Source organism: Pseudomonas sp. 1928-m, from assembly GCF_029269135.1.
In the GTDB taxonomy this organism is placed as follows: Bacteria; Pseudomonadota; Gammaproteobacteria; order Pseudomonadales; family Pseudomonadaceae; genus Aquipseudomonas.
Genome location: NZ_JARIXO010000001.1, coordinates 1,759,824 through 1,783,650 on the forward strand (window position 1 = coordinate 1,759,824; position 23,827 = coordinate 1,783,650).

The 23,827-nt window shown below is 59.7% G+C and carries 20 protein-coding genes; 16 read left to right on the plus strand and 4 right to left on the minus strand.

All coding sequences use genetic code 11. The features are described 5' to 3' along the window. The first annotated feature begins 65 nt into the window (after nt 1-65). Genes P3C18_RS07940 through P3C18_RS07955 form a run of 4 tightly spaced genes read left to right on the plus strand, consistent with a single transcriptional unit; the run spans nt 66 to nt 4,960 of the window. A complete protein-coding gene (locus P3C18_RS07940) occupies nt 66-2,393 on the plus strand; it encodes a PEP/pyruvate-binding domain-containing protein (protein WP_275961278.1) in 2,328 nt (775 codons plus the stop codon). Continuing rightward, nucleotides 2,390-2,992, plus strand: a complete 603-nt coding sequence (locus P3C18_RS07945) for a gamma-glutamyl-gamma-aminobutyrate hydrolase family protein (protein ID WP_275961279.1) — start codon at nt 2,390-2,392, stop codon at nt 2,990-2,992. The genes P3C18_RS07940 and P3C18_RS07945 overlap by 4 nt, the downstream gene beginning before the upstream one ends. A gap of 7 nt (nt 2,993-2,999) precedes the next feature. Then, complete coding sequence (locus P3C18_RS07950) at nt 3,000-3,740, plus strand: phosphocholine cytidylyltransferase family protein (RefSeq protein WP_275961280.1); 741 nt, start codon at nt 3,000-3,002, stop codon at nt 3,738-3,740. A 47-nt stretch (nt 3,741-3,787) separates the two neighbouring features. Then, nucleotides 3,788-4,960, plus strand: coding sequence for a class I SAM-dependent methyltransferase (locus tag P3C18_RS07955; protein ID WP_275961281.1), 1,173 nt, complete (start codon nt 3,788-3,790; stop codon nt 4,958-4,960). A gap of 15 nt (nt 4,961-4,975) precedes the next feature. Here the strand turns inward: P3C18_RS07955 and P3C18_RS07960 are convergent, their stop codons facing one another. Genes P3C18_RS07960 through P3C18_RS07975 form a run of 4 tightly spaced genes read right to left on the minus strand, consistent with a single transcriptional unit; the run spans nt 4,976 to nt 7,849 of the window. After that, nucleotides 4,976-5,695: a formyltransferase family protein gene (locus tag P3C18_RS07960; protein WP_275961282.1), complete on the minus strand. Its 720-nt coding sequence runs from the start codon at nt 5,693-5,695 to the stop codon at nt 4,976-4,978. Continuing rightward, on the minus strand, nt 5,692-6,267 hold the full coding sequence (locus P3C18_RS07965) for a hypothetical protein (RefSeq protein WP_275961283.1): 576 nt from the start codon (nt 6,265-6,267) through the stop codon (nt 5,692-5,694). The genes P3C18_RS07960 and P3C18_RS07965 overlap by 4 nt, the downstream gene beginning before the upstream one ends. Further along, a complete protein-coding gene (locus tag P3C18_RS07970; RefSeq protein WP_275961284.1) occupies nt 6,264-6,785 on the minus strand; it encodes an adenylyl-sulfate kinase in 522 nt (173 codons plus the stop codon). Before P3C18_RS07970 ends, P3C18_RS07965 begins: the two co-directional genes overlap by 4 nt. Further along, nucleotides 6,785-7,849, minus strand: a complete 1,065-nt coding sequence (locus P3C18_RS07975) for a CDP-glycerol glycerophosphotransferase family protein (RefSeq protein ID WP_275961285.1) — start codon at nt 7,847-7,849, stop codon at nt 6,785-6,787. The genes P3C18_RS07970 and P3C18_RS07975 overlap by 1 nt, the downstream gene beginning before the upstream one ends. A gap of 128 nt (nt 7,850-7,977) precedes the next feature. Here P3C18_RS07975 and P3C18_RS07980 point away from each other — a divergent pair, with 128 nt between their 5' ends. The 12 genes from P3C18_RS07980 to P3C18_RS08035 all read left to right on the plus strand — a co-directional run bounded on the left by P3C18_RS07980 (nt 7,978) and on the right by P3C18_RS08035 (nt 23,823). After that, the gene (locus tag P3C18_RS07980; RefSeq protein WP_275961286.1) at nt 7,978-8,442 is read left to right on the plus strand and encodes an acyltransferase; all 465 of its coding nucleotides are present in this window, start codon (nt 7,978-7,980) and stop codon (nt 8,440-8,442) included. Nucleotide 8,443: 1 nt separating this feature from the next. Continuing rightward, nucleotides 8,444-9,553, plus strand: a complete 1,110-nt coding sequence (locus tag P3C18_RS07985; protein ID WP_275961287.1) for an aminotransferase class V-fold PLP-dependent enzyme — start codon at nt 8,444-8,446, stop codon at nt 9,551-9,553. A 146-nt stretch (nt 9,554-9,699) separates the two neighbouring features. Beyond that, a complete protein-coding gene (locus tag P3C18_RS07990) occupies nt 9,700-10,110 on the plus strand; it encodes an FdtA/QdtA family cupin domain-containing protein (protein WP_275961288.1) in 411 nt (136 codons plus the stop codon). Nucleotides 10,111-10,182: 72 nt separating this feature from the next. After that, nucleotides 10,183-15,765 (plus strand): glycosyltransferase, encoded by a 5,583-nt coding sequence (locus tag P3C18_RS07995; RefSeq protein ID WP_275961289.1) that lies wholly within the window; start codon nt 10,183-10,185, stop codon nt 15,763-15,765. A 290-nt stretch (nt 15,766-16,055) separates the two neighbouring features. Then, nucleotides 16,056-17,540 (plus strand): flagellin, encoded by a 1,485-nt coding sequence (locus P3C18_RS08000; RefSeq protein ID WP_275961290.1) that lies wholly within the window; start codon nt 16,056-16,058, stop codon nt 17,538-17,540. A 72-nt stretch (nt 17,541-17,612) separates the two neighbouring features. Further along, nucleotides 17,613-18,005 (plus strand): flagellar protein FlaG, encoded by a 393-nt coding sequence (locus P3C18_RS08005; protein WP_275961291.1) that lies wholly within the window; start codon nt 17,613-17,615, stop codon nt 18,003-18,005. A 76-nt stretch (nt 18,006-18,081) separates the two neighbouring features. Further along, on the plus strand, nt 18,082-19,545 hold the full coding sequence (gene fliD, locus P3C18_RS08010) for a flagellar filament capping protein FliD (protein ID WP_275961292.1): 1,464 nt from the start codon (nt 18,082-18,084) through the stop codon (nt 19,543-19,545). Further along, nucleotides 19,545-19,937 carry a flagellar export chaperone FliS gene (gene fliS, locus P3C18_RS08015; protein ID WP_275961293.1) on the plus strand — a complete coding sequence of 131 codons (393 nt, stop codon included), beginning with the start codon at nt 19,545-19,547 and terminating at the stop codon, nt 19,935-19,937. The genes fliD and fliS (P3C18_RS08015) overlap by 1 nt, the downstream gene beginning before the upstream one ends. Nucleotides 19,938-20,009: 72 nt before the next feature. Beyond that, a complete protein-coding gene (fliS, locus tag P3C18_RS08020) occupies nt 20,010-20,390 on the plus strand; it encodes a flagellar export chaperone FliS (protein ID WP_275961294.1) in 381 nt (126 codons plus the stop codon). Nucleotides 20,391-20,417: 27 nt separating this feature from the next. After that, complete coding sequence (locus tag P3C18_RS08025) at nt 20,418-20,714, plus strand: flagellar protein FliT (protein WP_275961295.1); 297 nt, start codon at nt 20,418-20,420, stop codon at nt 20,712-20,714. A 242-nt stretch (nt 20,715-20,956) separates the two neighbouring features. Further along, the gene (locus P3C18_RS08030) at nt 20,957-22,429 is read left to right on the plus strand and encodes a sigma-54 dependent transcriptional regulator (RefSeq protein WP_275961296.1); all 1,473 of its coding nucleotides are present in this window, start codon (nt 20,957-20,959) and stop codon (nt 22,427-22,429) included. A gap of 185 nt (nt 22,430-22,614) precedes the next feature. Continuing rightward, a complete protein-coding gene (locus P3C18_RS08035; protein ID WP_275961297.1) occupies nt 22,615-23,823 on the plus strand; it encodes an ATP-binding protein in 1,209 nt (402 codons plus the stop codon). Nucleotides 23,824-23,827: the final 4 nt, after the last annotated feature.

Consider the following 23,827-nt stretch of genomic DNA (forward strand, 5'->3'; position numbering starts at 1 on the left):
CGCAGCCACTAGGCCGCTCGTCGCGGCACCAGGGCACGTTCTACTCATCAGGGATATGGCAGCGCATGACCGAACAGATTCTGGCTTTTTCTACCAAGGCGGGTTCACTCGCTCTGCTCAATGGTCGTCTGCACAGCGCCTGCGTGCTACCGCAGGTGCTCTTCAGTGTCGCGCAGTGGCGCGAGAGGGCTGACGCCTGCCTAGCCGAGGTGCTTTCGCAAGGTTGGGCCAGCATGGCGGTGCGCAGCAGCAGCTGCCGTGAGGACGGCGAACTGTCTTCGGCGGCCGGCGCGTTCGACTCCTGCCTGAACGTCGACTCCGACGGCTTGCTTGCGGCCATCGAGCAGGTGCTCGAGTCGATGGGCGGGCTGGGCGCCAGTGAGCACGATCAGGTCTTTGTTCAACCTATGGTCGGCGATGTGCGTATGGCAGGTGTCGGTTTTGGCCTCGACCCGGCCACCTTGGCGCCGTACTTCGTGATCAACTACGACGAGAGCAGTGGGCGCACCGATGCCGTGACCTCTGGGCGGTCCAACGAGCTGCGCACCTTCTATGCACATCATGCTGCCAGTGAGCTGCCGTCTTCGCTGGCGCCCGTGGTGGCGCTGTTGCGCGAGTTGCAGGCGCTGTTCGGGCGGCAGGCCATGGACATCGAATTTGCCGTGGATGCGCAGGCACGGCTATATCTACTGCAGGTGAGGCCGCTGGTGCTCGGCGCCGAACCGGCCGATGCCCAGGCGCATGGCAAGCTGGTTCGCCTGATCCATGACCGTATTGCCCAAGGCATTCGTCCACAGCCCTTTCTACATGGTGAGCGCACCGTATTCGGGGTGATGCCGGACTGGAACCCGGCCGAAATCATCGGTGTGCGACCGCGGCCGTTGGCGCTGTCGCTGTACCGCGAATTGGTCACCGACATGATCTGGGCCTACCAGCGCAACAACTATGGTTACCGCAATCTGCGCAGCTTCCCGCTGATGCTGCATTTCCATGGGCTGCCTTACATCGACGTGCGCGTCAGCTTCAACTCCTTCATCCCGCGCGACATCGACGGAGCACTCGCCGACAAACTGGTCAATTACTACATTGAGCGCCTGTTGGCCGCGCCCAATCTGCATGACAAGGTCGAGTTCGAGATCGTCTTCTCCTGCTACACGCTGGATCTGCCGCAGCGCCTGCAGGCCCTGCAGGACGCCGGTTTTACCGAGGCCGAGTGCCGACGCCTGGGCGATAGTCTGCGCGAGTTGACCAACCGTATCGTGCACAACGAAACCGGTCTGTGGCGCACTGACCGGCAGAAGCTCGACGTGTTGCTGGCCAGGCGCGACGAGATACTCGGTGCTGATACCGATCCGGTTACGCGCATTTACTGGCTGTTGGAAGACTGCCGTCGCTATGGCACGCTACCGTTCGCAGGGTTGGCGCGGGCCGGTTTCATTGCGGTGCAACTGCTGCGCTCGCTGGTCACCGTGGGCGTGCTCGACCAGAGCGAATACGATGCCTTTCTCAATGGCCTATCCACGGTCAGCGGGCAGATGACTCAGGATCTGGCGCAGCTGGATCGCACCACCTTCCTGGCCCGCTACGGTCACCTGCGGCCGGGTACTTACGACATCCTGTCGCCGCGCTACGACGAGGCTCCCGATCTCTATTTCGATTGGCACAACCTGGCGGTCGAGACGCGTCACGACAGCACCCGTTTCGCTCTATCGTTGGCACAGATGCGCGAGATCAGTCGCCTGCTCAGCGAGCACGGGCTGTCCCACGACGTGGTGGGGCTGTTTGATTTTCTTCAGGCCGGTATCGAGTTGCGCGAATATGCCAAATTCGTGTTCACGCGCAACCTGTCCGATGCGCTGTCACTGTTCCGTGAGCTGGGCCATGACCTGGGGTTCAGCGCCGAGGACATGTCCTACGCCAACATCCAGGTGATCAAGGAACTGCATGCTGCCAGTGCCGACCCCAGGGAGCTGATCGCCGCCAGCATCGAGGAAGGGCGCCGGCGTTACGGCGAAACCTGCCAGATCGTGCTGCCTCCGCTGATCACCAGCGCCGAGGACGCTTTCTGTTTCCACCTGCCGCAGGCCGAGCCGAACTTCATCACCCAGCGTCAGGTGACCGGCGCGGTGATGGACTACCACCAGCGCGATCAGCTGCAGGGCGCTATCGTCATGATCCCCAGCGCCGATCCTGGGTTCGATTGGATCTTCTCCCACTCTATCGCCGGCTTTATTACCGCCTATGGCGGCACCAACTCGCACATGGCCATCCGCGCCAACGAACTCGGTCTGCCGGCCGTGATCGGGGCAGGAGAGGTGCTCTACCGCAAGTGGGCTGCGGCGCAGATGCTCAACATCGACTGCGCCAACCGGCGCGTCGAGGTGTTGCGGTGAGGGTGGTGCTGGTCAGCCAGCGCGTAGATGTGCTGGCCGACCGGGGCGAGCGGCGGGATGCGCTGGATCAGCGCTTGCCGGACTGGTTGGCGAGCCATGGACTGTTACCGGTGCCGGTGCCCAACCGCCCTGAACGAGTGGATGCCTTGTGGACGCAGCTGAAGCCCTGCGCGTTGGTGCTCAGCGGCGGCAACGATCTTGCCGAGTACGGTGGCGATGCTCCGGAGCGTGACGCTGTCGAACGTGCGTTGCTGGCGCGAGCCATGGCCGAGCGGGTGCCGCTGTTTGCCCTGTGCCGTGGGGCGCAACTGCTGCTTGATGCCTTTGGCAATCGTCTCGAACGGGTGGCTGGGCATGTTGGTACGCGTCACCGCTTGGTGATCGACGGTCGCAAGGTGGAGGTCAACAGCTACCACCAATGGGGCTGCCGTTCGCTGATCGCGCCACTGGAAGTGCTGGCATGCAGCGAGGATGGCGTAATCGAGGCCTTCTTTCACCCGCAACTGCCGCTGCTTGGCGTGATGTGGCACCCCGAGCGGGAAATGCCTTTCGCCGAGCTGGATGGTCTGCTTCTGAATCGCTGTCTGAACAAGGAATGAGCGTTACATGACACGAGCCATTATCCTTGCCGCCGGGCGCGGCAGTCGCATGGGCGAGCTAACCGCCGAGCAGCCTAAGTGTTTCGCCCGCCTGCACGGTCGCCGCCTGCTGGACTGGCAGCTGGGCGCGTTGCGTGGCGCTGGAATCGAGCGCCTGGGCCTGGTGCGGGGCTATCGCGGCGAATGCTTCGACGAGCCGTTAACCTATTTCGAGAACCCGCGCTGGCAACAGAGCAATATGGTGCGCACGCTGCTGGCCGCCGACGCTTGGCTGGCAACGGAGGCGTGCATCGTCAGTTACAGCGACATCTTCTACAGCGCCGCCACCGTGGCCGCGCTGAGCAGGGTGGAGGCGGACCTGGCGATTGCCTACGACCCGCACTGGTATGCGCTGTGGTCGCAGCGTTTCGCGGATCCGCTGGCCGATGCTGAGAGTTTTCGTCTGGATGCCAATGGCAATCTGGCGACTATTGGCGAGCGCTGCCAAAGCGCCGCCGAGATCGAGGGGCAGTACATGGGCCTGCTCAAGTTCACTCCGGGCGGCTGGACACAGGTGCGTGAGTTGCTGCAGCGACTCGGTGACGACGCGGTGGATCGCCTGGACATGACCAGCCTGCTGCGGCTGCTGTTGCAGGCTGGTATGTCAATTGCCGTGTCGCCGGTGCAAGGGCCGTGGGGGGAGGTGGACGCCGCCGACGACCTGGCGCTCTATCATCGGATTATGCCTCTCGCTGCAATTGCCCCCTGAGTTCTGGAGCTGCCTTCATGCCACTATGTTTCCCCATCGACACGGTGTTGGCCATTCTCAAGCGTTTTCCCCGTCCTGCCGATCCTCTGGAGCAGCAGGCGCTGGAGCGCTTGAGGACGATGGAGGCGCAGGAAGCCGACTCGCTCTGGGAACAGCTGTGCCTGAGGGTGCTTCTCAACCCTGTGTACCTAGAGGCGCTCTGGCCTGACGCCTGTGTGCAGCATCCGGAAATGCGCCAGCTCCTGCAACGCTTGCAGGAACGGCTTTGGGTGCCGGATGTCCGCGTGCAGACGGAGAACGACAGTGCTCAGTGGGTGCTGGAGCAGGGGGATGCCGAGCAGCACGACACCCTGATGCACCGCCTGCTTGCTTACCTCAGAAGCGGCAACCCGAACGCCGGTACCCCCTTTGCCTTCCTGGCGCGCTACTACACCTGGCGTGACCTATTGGTGACGCAACTGGTTGCGCCCGAGCGCATCGATCTGGTTGATCGCGTTTTCGCTTTGCTGGATATGCAAAACAAACAGTGGGGTAAGCCCTACTGCGGCGGATACGCCTACCAGGGCTATGCCCGAATCGGCATTGCCGGCGTCAAACCGACCGAGGAGCGCCTGGACGGCTACGCTTTTATGCCCTGGCTGAACGAGGGAATGAGCGTGCTGGAGATCGGCTGTAACAACGGTTTTATGGCCATCGAACTGGCCAGCCGGGCGGGTCTCGTCGATGCGGTGGAATACAACCCCTTTCTCGTCGAGATCGGCCGTATCACCGCTGAAGCGCTGGGCCAGCACAATGTGAATTTCCAGGTCGCAGATTTCAGCAGTTGGAGGCCGAACCGGCGCTATGACGTGGTTCTCTCGTTCGCTAACCACTGCACCATCGACGGAAACCTGGCCGTCGAGTTCGAGAACTTCGTGGCCAAACTCTGGTGTTTGACGCAGGACGATGGCTGGCTGCTGTTCGAGAGTCACAATGTGTTCGGCGCAGGCACTGGCGCGGCAGGCGACGACGGTGACCTGGACCGCAAGTTCGACATCATGGAGCGTTATTTCGAGCTGCAGGACTCCAAGATGACGCGGGCATTCGTGCCCAGTCAGGACATCGATAAGTTGTTTGTCGTTCTGCGTCGGCGCCCAGAGGTGCTCCCTTGCGTTCAGCGCTGCATGAACCTCCCGCAAGCTCGCCAGCGATACAGCTATCAGGGCGAGCCGTTCGCCTGAACCGGTCAGGCAGGTTCAGGCCTCGGGCAGGCTCAGCAGCGCCAGGTGCTTGAGCACCGGATGGATGACGTAATAGGTGTTGCCCTGTTCGGCATCTTGCTGCAGTACCACCGCCAACTCGCCGCTGGCCTGATAGCCACGCAGCACCTCCAGCAGCAGGTCGGCGCGGATCGCCGTGTCGTAGCGGCGGTCGATGTCGGTGCCCAGCGGCGGCGCCGGATAGCGCTTGCGGGCGAGTACCGGGCCGGTGTCGATGTGGGTGTCGAGCAGGATGGCGCTGGCGGCGCAAGTACCTTCCTCCAGCAGGCTGTAGTAGACGGTCGTGCTGCCACGGTATTCGGGTAGCCAGCCGCTGTGTACGTGCAGCAGCGGTATGCCCAGCTCAATCAGTGGCGGCTTGACGATCTGCCCGCCATAGCCGGAGAAGATCACCAGGCGCGGCGCCCGTTCACGCACGGCTTCGATGACCTGCTGAGCGTTGATGTCGCGCGTTTCCAGATAAGTGACGGGTACAGCGCAGTCGGTCAGGGTGCGGCTGAGGGGGATACCCAGATCCGGCAGCAGAACCCCCATCAGCTCGCGGGCCGGCTCGCTCGGTGCTGTGCAGGCTGGTGCCGCCTCGCCGAGCAGCAACGCATGGGATGGCATCAGCCCGTGGGCGGCCAGGGTCTGCACGTAGGCCTGGCTGCGTGCGCTGTGTGCCGCGATCAGCAGAACGTCGTCGAGGTGGGTCATGGGGCGATCTCCACGTTGGCCTGCGTGGCAATACGAGTGACCCAGTCCTGCTCGGCGGCGATCAGCCAGGCGAGTTGAGCGCCATGGGCCGGGGTCAGGCGCGGCTGGATCGAGATCAGGCTATCGATGACCTTGAGCAGGCCATTAAGAAAGGGCAGGGCGCCAGGCTGTTTGGCCTGATGTAGGCACAGTGCGGCGAATTGCAGGTAGAGATTCAGGTCGTCATAGCCGCTGTCGGCGACGGCCTTGAAATCGCTATCGTAGCGACGATGCAGGCGCTTGCTGACTTCGAAGCGCTGTAGCAGGCGTTCGGCCAGACGCCGCTTGCCGGGCGCATCCGCGGCCGCATGCAGCAGCTCGGCCAGCAGCTCGGCTGTATCCTGAGTGTTTGCGCCGTGTTTGGGCGCTACCGGTAACGGTACCACGCGCGCTGACGGTAACTCCTCCAGTGCTGCCTGACGGCTCGCGCGCCAGGCCGGGAAGAAGGCCGCGCCGTGGTACTGGCTGTAGAAGTAGGTGTTGCGTTCTTCGAGCCGATCACCCTGGCTATAGGGGTAGTCGATATCGCTCATGCCACCGATCCCTGTGCCCGCTGGAGGATGTCACGTGCCAGTTCGGCGATGTCGGCCGGATGGCTGGTATCGATTTCCAGATCGGCTGCGGTGGGGGGCGGGAAGGGAATGTCCACGCCCACCATGTCGCTCATCTCGCCGGCCAGCGCCTTGCGGTAGAGCCCCTTGGTGTCGCGTTCGACCAGCGTCTGCATGGGTGGATTGAGGTAGACCTCGTAGTAGTGGCGAAAGCGCGTACGGTTCAGCTCGCGCAGATCCGGAAAGACCGACAGGATGCTGCACACCACATTGATTTCCTGCGCATCGAGCCAGGCGCACAGTTCGAAGATGCGCTCGGCGTTGAGGCGTCGCCCAGCCAGGCTGTAGTCCGCAGCCTGGGTGTCCTGGCGGAAGATGCGCCGAACTTCGTCGCCATCCACCAGCAGGGTATTGGGCGTCTGCAGCTTCCATTGGCGGGTTATTTCGCGTCCGAGCGTGGTCTTGCCCGAACCGGACAGGCCGATCAGCCAGATGACCATCAGCCTCTCCCTGCCAGGGAACGGGCGCTGTTGGCGATTGCCACGGCGGCGACCTGGCCGGCATAACCGTAGAATGGCGCGAAGTAGTACTGGCTGAGGGTCTTGCGGATCGGCCGCTGGGCCTCCCACAGGCTGGCATCCTCCAGCAATTCTTCGAGACGGCCGCTGTGCTGGGCGCCAAGGTGCGGCAGGTACTTGCGCAGCCAGATGTCCGAAGAGTCCTCACCCATCAACGGGTCGGCCTCGGCATTGGGCAGGTCGAGTAGCAGCACGTTGCGATCAGTGTAGATGCCGCCGAAGGCAGAGCCGCCGTAGTCGCACAGCAGGAAGTCGGCAAGCTGGAACAGTTCGACGTTGTCGATGTGTTCGCGGATCACGCAGGCAAAGCGCTCCAGCTCGTGCATACGCGCTGGTTCTTCGGTGATGGTGATCGGGTGTGGTTTGACGATCACGTTGTAGCGCGCCTGTAGACGTGCGACGGCAGCGGCGAACAGGTCTATCGAACTCAGCGTGCTCCATGTTGGCAGCCACACCACGGTCTGGCGGCCGGGGTCGAGCTGCAGCTCGGTTAGCCGCGCAGGGCAATCCAGCGGCTGATTGAAGAAACGATCGAAGCGCGGGTAGCCCATCTGAATCTTCAGCGTGTCGTGGCAGAACTCCAGATGTTCAGCCTGATAGGGGCCGAAACAGAGGATGCTGTCGTACACCTGGTTCCAGGGCTGGAAGTTCCAGCCGGCCTTGCCGTTGGCGTACATGAACCTTAGGTTGTAACGGCCAATGGACTTGGGCAGATAGGGCGAGTCGGGGCCACGCAGGTAATGCTGTGGGAAGTTTGACACCAAGGTGGTGTAGCGTTCCTTGTTGGCGAGCATTTCGCGAGCGTCGCGCCACGGTAGCCGGTGCTGCTGGCAACCGGCGACCACTGCGTCGATGTCCTGCTGCGTCTTGCCGGTGACGGCGATCTCCACACTGCCTGCCGGCAGATGCTGCCAGACCGCGTGATAGTGATTGAACATCTCAGGGTTGTGAATCAGGAAACCGAAGCGTTCGAATTCTCTAGCCATGCCGTCCAGTCCTGGCGATTACCGATGCGCCATGTTACTGGAAATTAACCGGTGGTTGAGACGCTTCTTCCGTGACGCCTTAGGCTAGGCTTGCTACGCTCGAAACTTCTTCCAAAGGCAGTCCATACATGGCATCGATCCATCCGTCCGCGGACGTCAAAAGCCAATCGATCGGCGAGGGCACCTCTGTCTGGCAGTTCGTGGTGATCCTCGCGCAGGCGAGCATCGGCCGCGACTGCAACATCAACGCCCACTGTTTTATTGAGAACGATGTGATGCTTGGTGATCGGGTTACGGTGAAATGTGGCGTGTATCTGTGGGATGGTCTGCGTGTCGGCGATGATGTCTTCATCGGCCCCAATGCCACCTTCACCAACGACCGACTGCCGCGCTCCAAACAATACCCCGAAAGCTTCTCGCAGACAGTGATCGAGCGCGGGGCCTCCATTGGCGCCGCGGCGGTCATCCTGCCCGGCCTGACCATCGGCGCTGGTGCCATGGTCGGCGCCGGCGCGGTGGTGACCCGCGACGTTCCCCCGCGCGCGCTGGTGGTTGGCAACCCTGCACGTATCGTGCGTTACCTGGATGAGTGACATGTTTCCTTTTCTTGATCTGGCCGGGATCAACCGGCGCGATGAAGCGGCATTGACCGAGGCGTTTCAGCGGGTGTTGCGCTCCGGCTGGTATGTGCTCGGCGCCGAGGTCGCCGCATTCGAGGCCGAGTACGCGGCTGCCTGCGGGGTGACGCATGCCATCGGCGTGGGTAACGGCTTGGATGCGCTGACCCTGATCCTGCGGGGCTATCGGCAGCTGGGGCGTCTGGTGGAGGGTGACGAGGTGATCCTGCCTGACAACAGCTTCATCGCCACTGCGCTGGCTGTCAGCGAAGCTGGGCTCACTCCGGTGTTGGTGGAGCCCCATGTGGACACGTTCAACATTGATCCAGCCGCTGTGGAGGCCGCCATTAGTCCGCGCACGCGTGCGGTCATCGCCGTACATCTATACGGGCGCCTGGCCGACATGCAGCGCCTACGCGCGATAGCCGACCAGCACGGTCTGTTACTGATTGAGGATGCGGCTCAGGCACATGGTGCGGTAGACGCCCAGGGGCGGGCGGCTGGCGCTCTCGGCGATGCGGCGGGCTTCAGCTTCTTTCCGGTGAAGAACCTCGGCGCGCTTGGCGATGCCGGTGCATTGACCACCGGCGACGATGCGCTGGCCGAACAGGTGCGTAAGCTGCGCAACTACGGCTCCAGTCGCAAGTACGTGCACGAACTGCAGGGCGTCAACTCGCGTCTGGACGAGTTGCAGGCCGCGCTGTTGCGGGTGAAGTTGGTGCGCCTGGCCGACGATGCCCAGGCGCGACGTGACCTGGCAGCGCGTTACCTGGCTGGGATCGACAATCCGCACCTGCATTTGCCTCAGGCTCCGCAGGTGTCCGGCAGCCATGTCTGGCACCAGTTCGTCCTGCGTTGCGAACAGCGAGAGGCCTTACAGGCTCATCTCGAACGCAATGGCGTGCCGAGTCTGATCCACTATCCGATCCCCATCCATCGCCAGGCGGCGTACGCCGAGTTCGCCGATCTGGATCTGCCACTCTCGCGATGCCTGGCTGGCGAGGTGCTCAGCTTGCCGCTATATCCGGGGATGGCGGACGAGTGGGTCGAGCAGACCATCGAGGCATGCAACGCTTTCAGCGTCTGAAGAGAAGGTGGTTCGAGTTTTGCTTCGGAGCTACAACACCCTATCAATCATGTTTTCTTGACGCAGTAACTGCATGGGGCTCGGTTACCTGGGTGTGATCGAGAGGCAGCTAGGAATGGGTTTCACCAGCGTATTTGGAGCGCTCTATGTCTCTTCAGCACTGCAAGATCATCGACCTGCCGATCATTGAGGATCGGCGCGGTAATCTCACCTTCATCGAGGGTGGGCGGCACATTCCCTTCGACATCCAGCGCGTGTACTACCTCTATGATGTACCCGGCGGCTCTCACCGCGGCGGCCATGCGCACAAGGGGCTGCATCAGTTGTTGATCGCCATGTCGGGCAGTTTCGACATTCTGCTGGACGATGGGCGAACCAAGTTTAAGTACCACCTCAATCGTTCCTATTACGGGCTCTATATTCCGCCAATGATCTGGCGCGAGATCGACAACTTCTCCAGTGGTTCGGTGTGCATGGTGCTGGCGTCCGAGCACTACAGCGAAGACGACTACTTCCGCGACTACGACCAGTTCTCCCTGGCGGCCAACGGCAAGTAAGCCTTCGCCGTCGCATGCCGTCGCCATGGTCCGGTTGGCCGGTTTTTACTTTTTTTGATCGGAGTTTTCTGCATGCCCCAGGGAAGTCATCTGTCAGACGCAGTGGTCAGCGCCAGGGTCGTTCCTGCTAGGAGCGCCAAGGGTTGTGCCGATCTGGCCGAGCTGGCTGCTGCCGAGAGCTGGTCGCCAGCGCCGCTGGAGATGGTGGGGTTCTCCCTGCCTGAGAGCGTGCGCCAGGCTCGGCAACGCATGCTGGCGCAGTACCGCGGGCGTTTTCATGACGTGCGCCTAGTCGCTGGCATGGCCGGTATTGGCGACATCGCCCATGGCGAGTATGTCTGCGATGGTGTCTACGACAACCTCGGGCGGTTGAATAACGCCTGGTACGAAAAGCACGGGTTGCGTCTCGATGACAGCGGTGCCTGCGAATTCTTCAGTGGTAAGGGCGAGCCGTTGCAGGTGGCCAGTGCCATCAGCTTCTTCGGCTGGGAAAACGGTAACTATGCGCACTGGCTGAGCGAGAAACTCGGGCGTTTCTACTGGATCGAACAGGCCGACCTGCCGCAGGACACCGTTGTACTGGTCGAGGCCGGCTTGCCTGCCTCTATCATGGACGCTCTGGCCTTGTTCTGGCCGCGCGAGCGTACGGTCTGTGTACAGCCGGGGCGCGCCTGTCAGGTGGACGTGCTGCACCATTTCTCCGACACCGCCGATATCTGGGAGCCGCGTGCAGGCTACGTCTATCGCGGTGACGAATATCATCTCTATCCGCCGGCCATCGCCTGGATGGCCAGCCGGGTCAGGACCCGTTGTTCTGCGCTCGATGGCCGGGACAGGGCCTATCTGATCCGGCCGCCGGGCGGCAATGGCCGCACCATCGTCAATCAACAGGAGCTGATCCGCAAGCTCAATGGCGAAGGCTTCCAAGCCTTTCAGCCGGAGGTGCGCGATTTCGCCTCGCAAGTGCGCGCGCTTGCGGGCTGCGAACTGGCGATTCTGGGCTCTGGTGCGGCGGCTGCCAACCTTCTATGGATGCCCCGGGGCGGCACGCTGGTTATGCTGATCCAGGACAACCCGCAGATGTGGTATTGGTTCTTCCACGCCCTGGCCGCTGCCGTGGGGGTGCGTCTGGTCTATCACCCAGTCAAGGGATTGCCTGGCACCCACAGCGTCGTCTACCACTTGAACGTGGAAATCCCCATCGAGGCACTGCGCCAATGGCTGGCGCAGGATGCGCAGCGCGCCAGCCAGGGGCTGCCGGAGCAGCCGCTGGGCGTCGCGACTCTGCAGGGTGAACTCGCAGGGCGGCGCCGTAGAACGTTGCCCGAACCGCTGCCTGCCGAGCCGCAGGAAGAGGGCGTCGACGTCACCGTAGCGGTGATGTCCTACAACAACGCCGCATTCCTGGCCCAGACCATCGATTCGATCCTGGCCCAGGAGGGTGTGCGGCTTGAGGTAGTGGTCTACGACGACTGCTCGAAAGATGACAGCCTGGACGTGCTGAAACGTTATGCCGGCGAGCCGCGTCTGCATTTCGAAGTCAACGCCCAGAACCTCGGCATGACCGGTAACTACAACAAATGCGTGGCGGCTGGACGCGGGCGTTATGTGGTGGTGCTGGGTTCCGATGACGTGCTCTACCCAGGTCACCTTGCCTCACTGGTCGAAGCCATGGATGCCAGTCCGCAGGCTGCGCTGGGCTATACCCAGTGCTACTGGATCGACGAGAAGGGTGTGCGGCAGCAGTACGCGGACCACCCGGGGCATCGGCGCGCATCGTATTGCGGTGGGCGCGACGAAGTAATCGATCTGCTGTGCTTCGACAACTACATCACGCCTTCTGCCGCCATGTTGCGCCGTAGCTCGCTGCACCTCGTCGCACTGCCAGAAGGTGGCATCCACCGCCACGACATGCTCGCCGGCGACTGGGAGCTGTGGATTCGCCTGGCTCACGTGGCGCCCGACTTCGTCTTCTTGCGCCAGCCCAGCGTCGGCTACCGAGTACATGGCGGGCAGATCTCCAAGAGCTTCTATGGCAGCGACCGACCGCTGCGTGAGCACACCGAAATTCTCGAGCTGTGCTTGGATGACACGGCGACCCGCGTGCGCATGCGGGACGCCGCGCAACCTATCTGGCAACTCTATCGTCAGCGTATCGAGGCCTACTCGGCGGAGGTCAGGGCGCCGCTGCAAGCGCGCATTGATGCCATACGCCGCGCGCTGCTGGAGCAGAGTGCCGATGATTCGGTCGCACAGTGTTTGTTTTCGATAATTCTCACCACCTACAACCGTCCCGATCTGCTGAAGGATGCTCTGGCAAGCGTTGGCAGCCAGACGCTGCGCGATTTTGAAGTCATCCTGATCAACGATAATGGGGAGCCGGTTGAGCACCTGCTGGCGGTCTACGACTTCCCCATCACCTATATCCGTCAGGGGCGCAATCAGGGCCTGTCGGCCGCGCGTAACGCCGGTCTTAAACAGGCGCGCGGACGCTATGTCGTCTATCTCGACGACGACGATATATACCTACCCAATCACCTGGCCGTGCTGGCTGAGGCCTTCGAACAGCATCCGGGCAGCGTTATCTATACCGGCGTCGAGTACGTTAACGAAAAGCTGGAGAACGGCCAGCGCATCGAGCTAGGCCGTGGCCAGCCGTTCAAGCACGAGGTGTTTGATCGCGACCGTCTGTTTACGCAGAACTACATCCCGGTCAATACCTGGGCGCACCCGCGCAGCATGCTAGGTGAAGTCGGCGAATTTGATACTGGGCTGGCTGCGTTCGAAGACTGGGACATGCTCCTTCGTCTGGCCACGCGCTACCCCTTTGTCCATGTGCCGGTTGTGACTAGCGAAGTTCATACGCGCGAGCAGAGCACCAGTGACGATCACATGCTGGGTCGGGAGCGGAAGAACTTCCCGGCGCTCTATCAACTGCTGTATCAGCGTTACCCCGGTTCTGACAGTGAGGTATTGACGCGTGAGCGCGGGGATATGCTGCAGCGTTTGGGTATCTCGGTAGACAGAGGTACTGATGTTCCCACCCTGCAGCGTTGGCTGGCGGAGCGCCTGCCAACCAAGACGGAAAACCGCTTAATTAATCAGTACCTGCAAGAACATGACGGCGGACCGCTGATCGGCATCATCGTGCTCGATCTGGATGGGCAATCAGCGCCGTTGATGCAAACCCTGAAGAGCCTGATCGGCGAGCGCTGCCTGTATGCCACCCTGAAGATCGTGGTGCTGACCAGTAGCGCTGATGTACCGAAGACCTCTGCGGGGGATAAATTGCACTTCGTTCAATTGAGCGACGCAAGCCTGGCAGCACAGATTAACCACGTAGTGAGTGAAAGCGATTTCTCCTGGTTCATGTTGGCCCGCGCCGGCGATGAGTTCACCCCGAGTGGCTTGATGGTCGCAGGGCTGGAGCTGGCGGCAAATCCGGAGTGCCGTGCAATTTATGGTGACCAGTTGCAGCGCTTGCCTGATGGCAGCCTGGGCGGGGTATTTCTGCCGAGCTTCAACCTGGATCTGCTGCTTAGCTTCCCACTGGTCATGGCGCGGCACTGGTTGTTCCGGCGTGATGTGTTTCTGGCTGTCGGTGGTTTTGATGCGCAGTTTGCCGAAGCCCTGGAGTTCGACCTGCTCACCAGGCTGATTGAGGCACAGGGTCTGCTTGGGCTGGGGCATGTTGATGAGCCACTGCTGATCACCGATGCGCCTGCGCTGCGGGATAACCCAGATGAGCGGCGAGTGATTGAGCGTCATCTGGCCCAGCGCGGTTATCAGGCGCGGGTTATTCCAGGGCTACCTGCACGTTACCGCATCGATTACGGCCATTCGAATACCCCGCTGGTATCGATCATCATCGCGATTGACGCCTCTTTGGCCTGTCTGCAGCGCTGTCTGGAGAGTCTGCTCGAGAAAACCCGTTACGCACATTACGAGATTCTGTTCGGTGCCCACGATGCACTGGATGCGGATACTCAAGTGTGGTTGCAGGGTATTGCTGGTCTGGCTGATGCCCGGCTCAGGGTTGTCTCGACGGGCGATATCGTTCAGGCCCAGAACCAGGCAGCCATGGCCGCTCAAGGTGAATACCTGCTGCTGCTGTCTGCTGAGTCGGTTGCGGTGAGTGAAGCCTGGCTGGACGAGCTGCTCAATCATGCGCAACGCCCTGAAGTCGGTGTTGTTGGCGGCAAACTGTTGAGCGGCGATGGACGTATTGATCAAGCCGGCTTACTGCTCGGGTTGCGGGGGCCTGCTGGCCGGGCATTCGCCGGTGAGGCAATGGACAGTGCAGGCTATCTGCAACGCCTGCAGGTCGACCAGAACTACAGCGCCGTGAGTGATGCCTGTCTGATGGTGCGCGCTGAGATCTTTCGTCAGCTCGGCGGGCTGGATACCACGCTGAATGCTTACCGCGATGTCGATTTCTGTCTGCGGGTACGTGCTGCGGGCTACCTGACCGTATGGGCTGCCCATGCAGTGCTGATGCATGAGCATGTATATCGAGAGCCTGATGTGGCCGAGCAGGACGCCCTCTACGAACGTCATCTGGCCGACATCGCGCGTGACCCTGCCCATAACCGTAATCTGGCGTTGAGTGGTCGCGGTTTTGATCTGGAAGTCGACTCTGGTCTGACCTGGCGTCCACTGAGCTGGCGCCCGCTGCCAGTGGTATTGGCGCATCCGGCGGACCCCTTTGGTTGTGGTAACTACCGTGTGATCAAACCGTTCTCGGCGCTTAAAGAGAGTGGTATGGCTGATGGCATGATGTCTATCGGGCTGTTGCAGGTGCCGGACCTGGAGCGCCTTGACCCGGACGTGATCGTGCTGCAGCGCCAGATTGGTGACGAGCGCCTGGACGCCATGCGCCGCATCAAGAAATTCTCGCGGGCATTCACCATTTATGAGCTGGATGATTACCTGCCCAACCTGCCGCTCAAGAGTGTGCATCGTCCGCAGATGCCGAAGGACATACTCAAGTCGCTGCGCAAGGGGCTGAGCTTTGTTGATCGCTTCACGGTGTCCACTGCGCCGTTGGCTGAGGCCTTTGCCGGGTTGCATGGCGACATTCGGGTGGTTGAGAACCGCTTGCCGCTGGATTGGTGGAGCGGCCTGTCGTCCATGCGGCGGCGAGGAAGGAAGCCTCGCGTCGGTTGGGCGGGTGGCGTTAGCCACACCGGTGATCTGGAACTGATCACTGATGTGGTCAAGGAGCTGGCAGGTGAGGTCGAGTGGGTGTTTATGGGCATGTGCCCGGAAGTAATCCGTCCTTACGTGCATGAGATGCATGTGGGCGTTGCAATTGATCTGTACCCGGCCGCATTGGCCAGCCTGGATCTGGACCTTGCTTTGGCTCCGGTCGAGCAGAATCTGTTCAATGAATGCAAAAGCAACTTGCGTCTTCTTGAATACGGCGCTTGTGGCTTCCCGGTTATCTGCAGTGATCTGGTGTGTTACCAGGGGGCGTTGCCGGTAACCCGGGTGAAAAATCGCTTCAAAGACTGGGTCGACGCAATTCGCATGCACATCAGCGATCTGGACGCGAGCGCTAGGATGGGTGATGAGCTGCGCAGGCAGGTGCAGCGCGGCTGGATGCTCGACGGGGAAAATCTTGAGGTGTGGAGAGCCTCATGGTTGCCTGATTGATGCCGACAAAGTGCTAGCGAGGGTTCAGGCTGAAGGAATGGGCTGTTTTTGTATGTGAAGAACTCGGTATTTGCCGTCGGGATGTCGGCAGATACCAAGTTTTTCTCGGCTTTGCTGCTTAAGTAATTGTTCTATTTGTGGAAAAAAAAATAGAACGAGTTGCTAAAGCTGCTCCTAAGGCCGCCGATATAAAGATCGAATGCGAACTTTATGGGGCGTCTGAGCAAAGCAGGCCCGAAGCTCGCAGGCTCAGACAATCTCAGTAGCACGGTCCTTTGGAGGCAAACACCATGGCCCTTACAGTCAACACAAACGTAGCGTCACTCAACACTCAGCGTAACCTCAATAGCTCATCCAAAGGCTTGGATACTTCGTTGCAGCGCCTGTCCACAGGCTTCCGCATCAACAGTGCCAAGGATGACGCCGCCGGCTTGCAGATTTCCAACCGTCTGACCAGCCAGATCAACGGTCTGAACGTTGCGACCCGTAACTCCAACGACGGCATCTCCCTGGCGCAAACCGCTGAAGGTGCACTGCAGCAGTCGACTGGCATTCTGCAACGTATCCGTGACTTGGCCCTGCAATCGGCTAACGGTTCCAACGGTGCGCTTGAGCGTGCGGCCCTGCAAGGCGAAGTGTCGCAGTTGCAACAAGAACTGAACCGTATTTCTGAAACCACCAGCTTCGGTGGTCGTAAGATTCTTGACGGCAGCTTTGGCTCTCAAGCTTTCCAGGTTGGTGCTAACGCATACGAAACTATCAGCGTTTCGATCGGTTCTGCTGCAACTGACCGTATCGGTATCAACCGTTTTACCACTGATGGTGCAGCCGCTACTGCTACTGCTTCGGGTGCTGCGTTCAGTGCTACCTCGGGCAGTGCATACGGCAGTGCGTCTTTCAATATCAACTCAAAACTGTCCGACGGCGACGTAGCCATTGCTGGTGCAGCCAGCGGCTCGGCGAGTGAAGTGGCTCGTGCAATCAACTCCAAGAGCGATGAAACTGGCGTAACTGCCAACGCTCGTACCGTTGCTACGTTGGGTGGTATTACTGCCTCGGGTACTGTTTCCTTCGACCTGTCTGGCCTGACCAGCAAGTCGCTTGTTACAGACTCTTCCTCCGTATCAGCAGTAGTGGATGACATTACAAACCTGTCCTCGCTGGCAGATGCGATCAACCGCGAGACTGGTAAAACTGGTATCTCTGCAGTATCGAAAGGCAGCACCATTGAACTGGTTAGCTCCCGTGGTGATGCCATCAGCATCAGTAACTTTGCAGGCTCCGGCGGTGCTACTCTGCAAGCGAAGAGCTTCGATGGTGAAACTGATGTGGGTACTGCTGCAACTATCGTGGCTGGTGGTGGTGCGCGCGCAGACGGTCAAGTTCAACTCGAAGCTGCTGATGCCTTCAGTGTGAATGGCTTGACTGGTGGTCTAGGTACTGATGGTTTCAGTGAGCTGGATGCGGTTAACAGCATCGACATCAGTACGGCGACGGGTGCTCAGGACGCTCTGGGTATCATCAACGGTGCGATTTCCAACATCGATAGCCAGCGTGCCCAGCTCGGTGCTGTTCAAAACCGTTTCGAGAACACTATCTCGAACCTGCAGAACATCTCTGAGAACTCTGCTGCTGCTCGCAGCCGGATTCGCGACACTGACTTTGCTGCTGAAACTTCGGAACTGACCAAAAATCAGATCCTGCAGCAGGCCGGTACCGCGATCTTGGCTCAGGCTAACCAGTTGCCACAGGCTGTACTCAGCCTGCTCGGTTAAGGGTAAAAGCGCTAGACTGCGGGGAGAAGGGCTTAGCTCTTCTCCCCGTTCCCTCATTCTGAGGAGAAAGTTATGGACATTGGTTCTATTCAAGGTTCGTCTGCATCCACCGCTGTTGCTTCCAAAGCAGAGCGTGCGCCAAATGGCTCTGCCAAAGTTGTGGTTGATGCTGTTGAGCGTAAGCCTTCTGAAGACGCTGCAACCGCTAGTGCCACAAAGGTTGAAAATGGCTCCGCGGCCTCTCGCGAAGAGGTCGAAGCTGCAGTTGCGACGATTCAGGACTTTGTCCAATCGGTTCGTCGTAGCTTGAACTTCTCCCTTGAAGAGGGCAGTGGGCGAGTAGTGGTCAAGGTGACCGATGCAGGGTCGGGTGATGTAATCCGGCAAATCCCTTCTGAAGAAGCGCTGCAGTTGGCAGAGAATCTTTCGGAGGTTCGTAGTTTGTTATTCAAAGCTGAGGCCTAGCCAACAAGGTTGGCACAGCTTTTGACTGTTAACGCTTATCTAGCGTGTTGCAGTCATTATTTTGGCGAGGTGAAGCATGGTCGGGATTACGGGCATTGGCTCAGGAATCAAAATCGACGAAATCGTCACTGCGTTGGTCAATGCCGAAAGGGCACCCAAGACCAATCAGCTGGACAATCTCGAGAAGACCACTGTTGCGCGCATCTCGGCTGTTGGCTCGCTGACCAGCGCGCTGAATACCTTCAAAACCGCCGTCGACTCGCTGAATAAGGCTTCCTTGTTCGAGTCGCGAACGGCGAGTTCATCCAACACCAGTGCCCTTAAGGTTACTGCCGCAACCACTGCCCCTGCAGGCAACTACAATGTTCAGGTCAAGCAGCTGGCGACCAGCAGCAAGGTAGCGCTGCAGTCGGTTACTGGTGGAAACGCCGCTACATTTAACAGCGGTTCGCTGACTATTTCTGCGGGCAGCTCGAGCTTCAACGTCAACATTACTTCCAGCAATAACACCCTGGCCGGTATGCGCGACGCAATCAATGAAGCCGGTAAAAGCAGCGGTGTGAGTGCCACAATCATCACCGATGATTCAGGTTCGCGGCTGGTCCTGAGTTCCACCAAGAGTGGTGCGGGCAATGACATTCAGGTCGTGGCCAACGAAGACAATGTGACGACTGGAGCCAACGCGTTGACGTCTCAGGCGTTTACTCCAACGGTTGACCCCGGCAATGCCGATGCCTTCCTTAAGCCCAACTCCACTACGGGGGCTGGTGGTGTTATCACCAAGGCCCAGTCGGCCAAGATATCCATTGATGGTTTGGAATTGGTTCGCGACACCAACCGCATTGAGGACGCGCTAGAGGGCGTAACGCTTGATCTCACTGCGGCGCAGAGCTCTACAGATTTGGCTGATGGAAAAACCATCAGCGTTACTGTTGGAGTCGATAAAAGCGGTGTGAAAACCAACCTGCAGAAGTTTGTTGATGCATACAACGCGTTGATCAGTACGACTTCTCAGCTGACCGCCGTTGTGCCGGTCGATGGTGGTAAGCCGGTAACGGGCCCTTTGCTCGGTGACTCATCTATACGCAATGTGCTGTCCAGTTTGCGCAATGAAATGGTCAATATGACCGGTGAGGGCGGGGTTCGTGCACTGGCAGATTTGGGGATTACGTCTGATTGGAAAACCGGTCAGCTCAAGATTGATGACACAAAACTGACTAAAGCCCTGGATGGTAATTTCGATCAGGTTGCTGGTTACCTTGCAGGCGATAATGGACTGATGGGGCGTCTGTCCAAATCAGTTGGCGCATATGTAGGGGACACTGGTGTGCTTAAGCAGCGTACTGACGCGTTGCAGGTTACCAAGAAGGGTGTTGATGACCAGCGCAAAGCATTGGCTGTTCGAGTCGAGAGTCTGCAGACGCGTCTTTATGCTCAGTACAACGCCATGGACTCCCTTGTCGGCCGGTTAAAACAAACCAGTGAAAGCCTGGCCAATCAACTCGCCAGCCTGCCAGGTTTCGTGAGAAAGGATAAGTAATGAGCAAAAAACCGATTGATACCTACAAGCAGGTCAATACCAGCCACGATGTTTCGCCCTATCGCACCGTTCAACTGCTGCTTGAGGGGGCGCTGCAAAGGGTAATGCTGGCCAAGCATGCTCAGGTTGAGGGGGATGCCGAGATTCGCGGCATGGCCGTTGGCAGCACTATCACCATCCTCGGCGTATTGCAGGCCAGCTTGGACAAAGAACTGGGTGGTGAAATTGCCGAGAACCTGGATTCGCTTTACGACTACATGACGCGCCGGTTGGCCGGTGTAGCGCTCGACAGTACACCGCGTACTCTGGATGAAGTTCAGGCGCTGCTTGAGCAGATCAAGAGCGCTTGGGATACCATCGGCCCAGAGGTTGAGCCGGCTGTAGGAAACTGATTTCGTTGCTAAAGCTTTGCTCTGTAGCGCCGATACCCAAGGTATCCAGCAAACAGAACAGCGAGAACAACGATGAACGCGATGGCGGCCCTCAAGCAGTATCAAACCGTCAACACCCAGGCTCAGGCAATTGAAGCCAGCCCGCATCGATTGATCCAGATGTTGATGGAGGGCGGGCTGACTCGCTTGGCTCAAGCTCGCGGCGCCATGGAGCGTAATCAGGTTGCCCTTAAGGGAGAGCTGATCAGCAAAGCCATCGGCATCATTGGTGGCTTGCGCGAAGGCCTCAATCTGGAGCAGGGCGGTGAAGTCGCTGCCAATCTGGATAGCCTTTACGAATACATGGCCACACGTTTGGTTGACGCCAATGTGCAGAATGAAATAGCGCCGCTGGATGAAGTTGCAGGCCTGTTGCGTAATGTAAAAGCTGGCTGGGATGCCATCGCTGAGTGATGCTGTTTCCCGCCTGAGGAATTGTTTATGAGTTCATCCGTGCAGCGTCTAGAAGAAACCGGTAGCGCCTTGCGTACCGCGTTGGCTACCCAGGATTGGGCCGCCATTGGCGAGCTGGATCTGCAATGCCGCCAGGCCGTTGATGAGGCTATGGTCGAGTCTGCCAGTGATGAAGAAACCCTGCGTGCGCGTATGCAGGAGTTGTTGGATCTTTATCGCGAGCTGGTTAACGTTTGCCAAGCCGAGCAGCAGCGCTTGGCCAATGAGCTCGTTCAGTTGAATCAGTCGCAACAAGGCGCCAAGGTCTATCAGCTGTTCGGTTGATTAACTGTTTTCGGTCGATGCTGTCCGGTATCGACCTTCTGGTAAATGTCTGCGTTTTGCCCGATCTTTCCCCTTCTTTGTTAAACAGCTGCTTAGTCTGCTTGGCGGACGCAATAAAAAAGCACGCCATAAAATTGACTATTAACAAAAAATTGACTTAACTAGTGGCCAATTGCCGGCGCTGGATCGAGTGGTGTTTGGGCGGCGGGCGCGTTTTTCACTCCAGGATCAGTAAATAAATTATGTGGCGTGAAACCAAAATCCTCCTGATTGACGATAACAGCGAGCGCCGTCGTGACCTGACGGTGATCTTGAATTTTCTCGGTGAAGATCATCTGGCCAGCGATAGCCAGAACTGGCGTCAATGCGTTGCGGAGTTGGCGTCCAGCCGTGAAGTGCTTAGTGTGGTGCTTGGCGAAGTGAAGGCCAAAGGCGGCGTACTGGACATGCTCAAGCAGCTAGCTGCCTGGGATGAGTTCCTGCCAACGCTGTTGATTAATGATCAGGTGGCTGCCGAGTGGCCGGAAGAACAGCGCCGCTGTGTACTGGCGACGCTGGAAATGCCGATGAGCTACAACAAGCTGCTCGACTCCCTGCACCGCGCTCAGGTGTACCGCGAGATGTACGACCAGGCCCGTGATCGTGGCCGTCAGCGCGAGACTAATCTGTTTCGCAGTCTGGTCGGCACCAGCAGGGCCATTCAGCAGGTGCGGCAGATGATGCAGCAGGTGGCCGATACCGAGGCCAGCGTGCTGATCCTTGGCGAGTCGGGCACCGGCAAGGAAGTGGTCGCTCGCAACCTGCATTACCACTCCAAGCGCCGTGAAGCGCCGTTTGTGCCGGTCAACTGCGGTGCGATTCCTGCCGAGTTGCTTGAGAGTGAGCTGTTCGGCCATGAGAAGGGCGCGTTTACTGGCGCCATCACCAGCCGGGCCGGGCGTTTCGAGCTGGCCAATGGCGGCACGCTGTTTCTTGATGAAATCGGCGACATGCCGTTGCCCATGCAGGTGAAGCTGCTTCGCGTATTGCAGGAGCGCACCTTCGAGCGGGTGGGCAGCAACAAGACCCAGAGCGCCGATGTGCGGATCATCGCCGCCACCCACAAGAACCTCGAAAAGATGATCGAAGACGGCAGCTTCCGTGAGGACCTGTATTACCGCCTCAACGTCTTCCCGATCGAGATGGCCCCGCTGCGTGAGCGTATCGAGGACATCCCGCTGCTGATGAATGAGCTGATCTCGCGCATGGAGTTCGAGAAGCGCGGCTCTATCCGCTTCAATTCGGCGGCGATCATGTCGCTGTGCCGGCATGACTGGGCGGGTAACGTGCGCGAGCTGGCCAACCTGGTCGAGCGCATGGCGATCATGCATCCCTACGGCGTTATTGGCGTGGGCGAGCTGCCGAAGAAATTCCGTCATGTTGACGATGAAGACGAGAACATGGTGGCCAGCCTGCGCGATGAGCTGGATGAGCGCGCGACTATCCTGGCCGGTCTACCGGGCGTGGATTCGATGGCCATGTTGCCGCCGGAAGGCCTGGACCTGAAGGATTACCTGGGCAACCTTGAGCAGGGCCTGATTCAGCAGGCACTTGATGATGCCAGCGGTGTGGTGGCGCGTGCTGCCGAGCGTTTGCGCATTCGACGCACCACCCTGGTCGAGAAAATGCGCAAGTACGGTATGAGCCGGCGTGATGACGAAGGGCTGGATGACTGACCTTTCTGTGTCAGGCAATCGTCAGTGACTTGGCGCTTGCCCCTCCAATAAAGCCGAAGGTTTGACGAAACCTTCGGCTTTATTTTTTATAGCATTGATTTAAAAGGATATTTTTTCAGGCACGGGTATTGCTATCTCTCTTGCAACTGACTGTCTTATGACGGCTCGCTGCGCGAGAGAGAACCATGAACGCTAACGCCCAACGCCCTGAAGAATCCGAAGCGCCTGCTCCCGTGGAGCAGGCCAGCCGTGCCGGGCTCGAACAGGCCTTTGCCCTGTTCAACCAGATGTCGACTCAGCTCAGCACCAGCTACAGCATGCTGGAGGCGCGGGTGACTGAACTCAAGGGACAGTTGGCGCTGGTCAGTGCCCAGCGTATGCAGGAGCTGGCCGAGAAAGAGCGCCTGGCTCATCGTCTGCAGAGCCTGCTGGATCTGCTGCCCGGTGGGGTGATCGTCATTGATGGCCAGGGCGTGGTGCGTGAGGCCAACCCGGTGGCGCGTAATCTGCTCGGCCAGCCTTTGGTGGGCATGCTCTGGCGCCAGGTGATCGCGCGCAACTTTGCCCCGCGCGAGGATGACGGCCATGAGATCTCCCTAAAGGATGGCCGGCGCCTGTCGATTGCCACCCGTTCATTGCATGCCGAGCCCGGCCAGTTGGTGCTTTTAACCGATCTGACAGAAACCCGGCGCTTGCAGGATCAATTGTCCCGCCACGAGCGCTTGTCTGCCTTGGGCCGCATGGTCGCTTCTCTGGCTCATCAGATTCGTACGCCACTTTCCGCTGCACTGCTCTATGCAAGCCATCTGACCGAGCAAGTGCTGCCAGTTGAGCAGCAGCAGCGTTTTGCCGGCCGCCTGAAAGAGCGTCTGCACGAGCTGGAGCATCAGGTGCGCGACATGCTGATCTTTGCCCGTGGCGAGCTACCGCTGCCGGACCGCCTGGCGCCCAAGGCGTTGTTCGCTGCCCTGCGCAGCGCCGCCGAACCCCATGTGCTGGATATGCAGGTGCGCTGGCAATGCGACAGCCGCGCCGGCGAGTTGCTGTGCAACCGCGACACCCTGGTCGGCACCGTGCTCAACCTGATCGAAAACGCGATTCAGGCCGGCGGCCGTGAGGCGCGTCTGAAGATTCATCTGTATCAGCGCGGTGAAACGCTGCGCCTGTGCATCAGCGACAACGGCCCAGGCATCGACAGCGCGACGCTGGCGCGGCTTGGCGAACCCTTCTTTACCACCAAAACCACCGGCACCGGGCTTGGCCTGGCCGTGGTCAAGGCAGTGGCGCGCGCCCATCAGGGCGATGTGCAGCTGCGTTCGCGGCCGGGGCGTGGTACCTGCGCCATTATCACCTTGCCGCTGCTTGGTGCTACGCACCCTTTGATTCAGGAGTAACCAT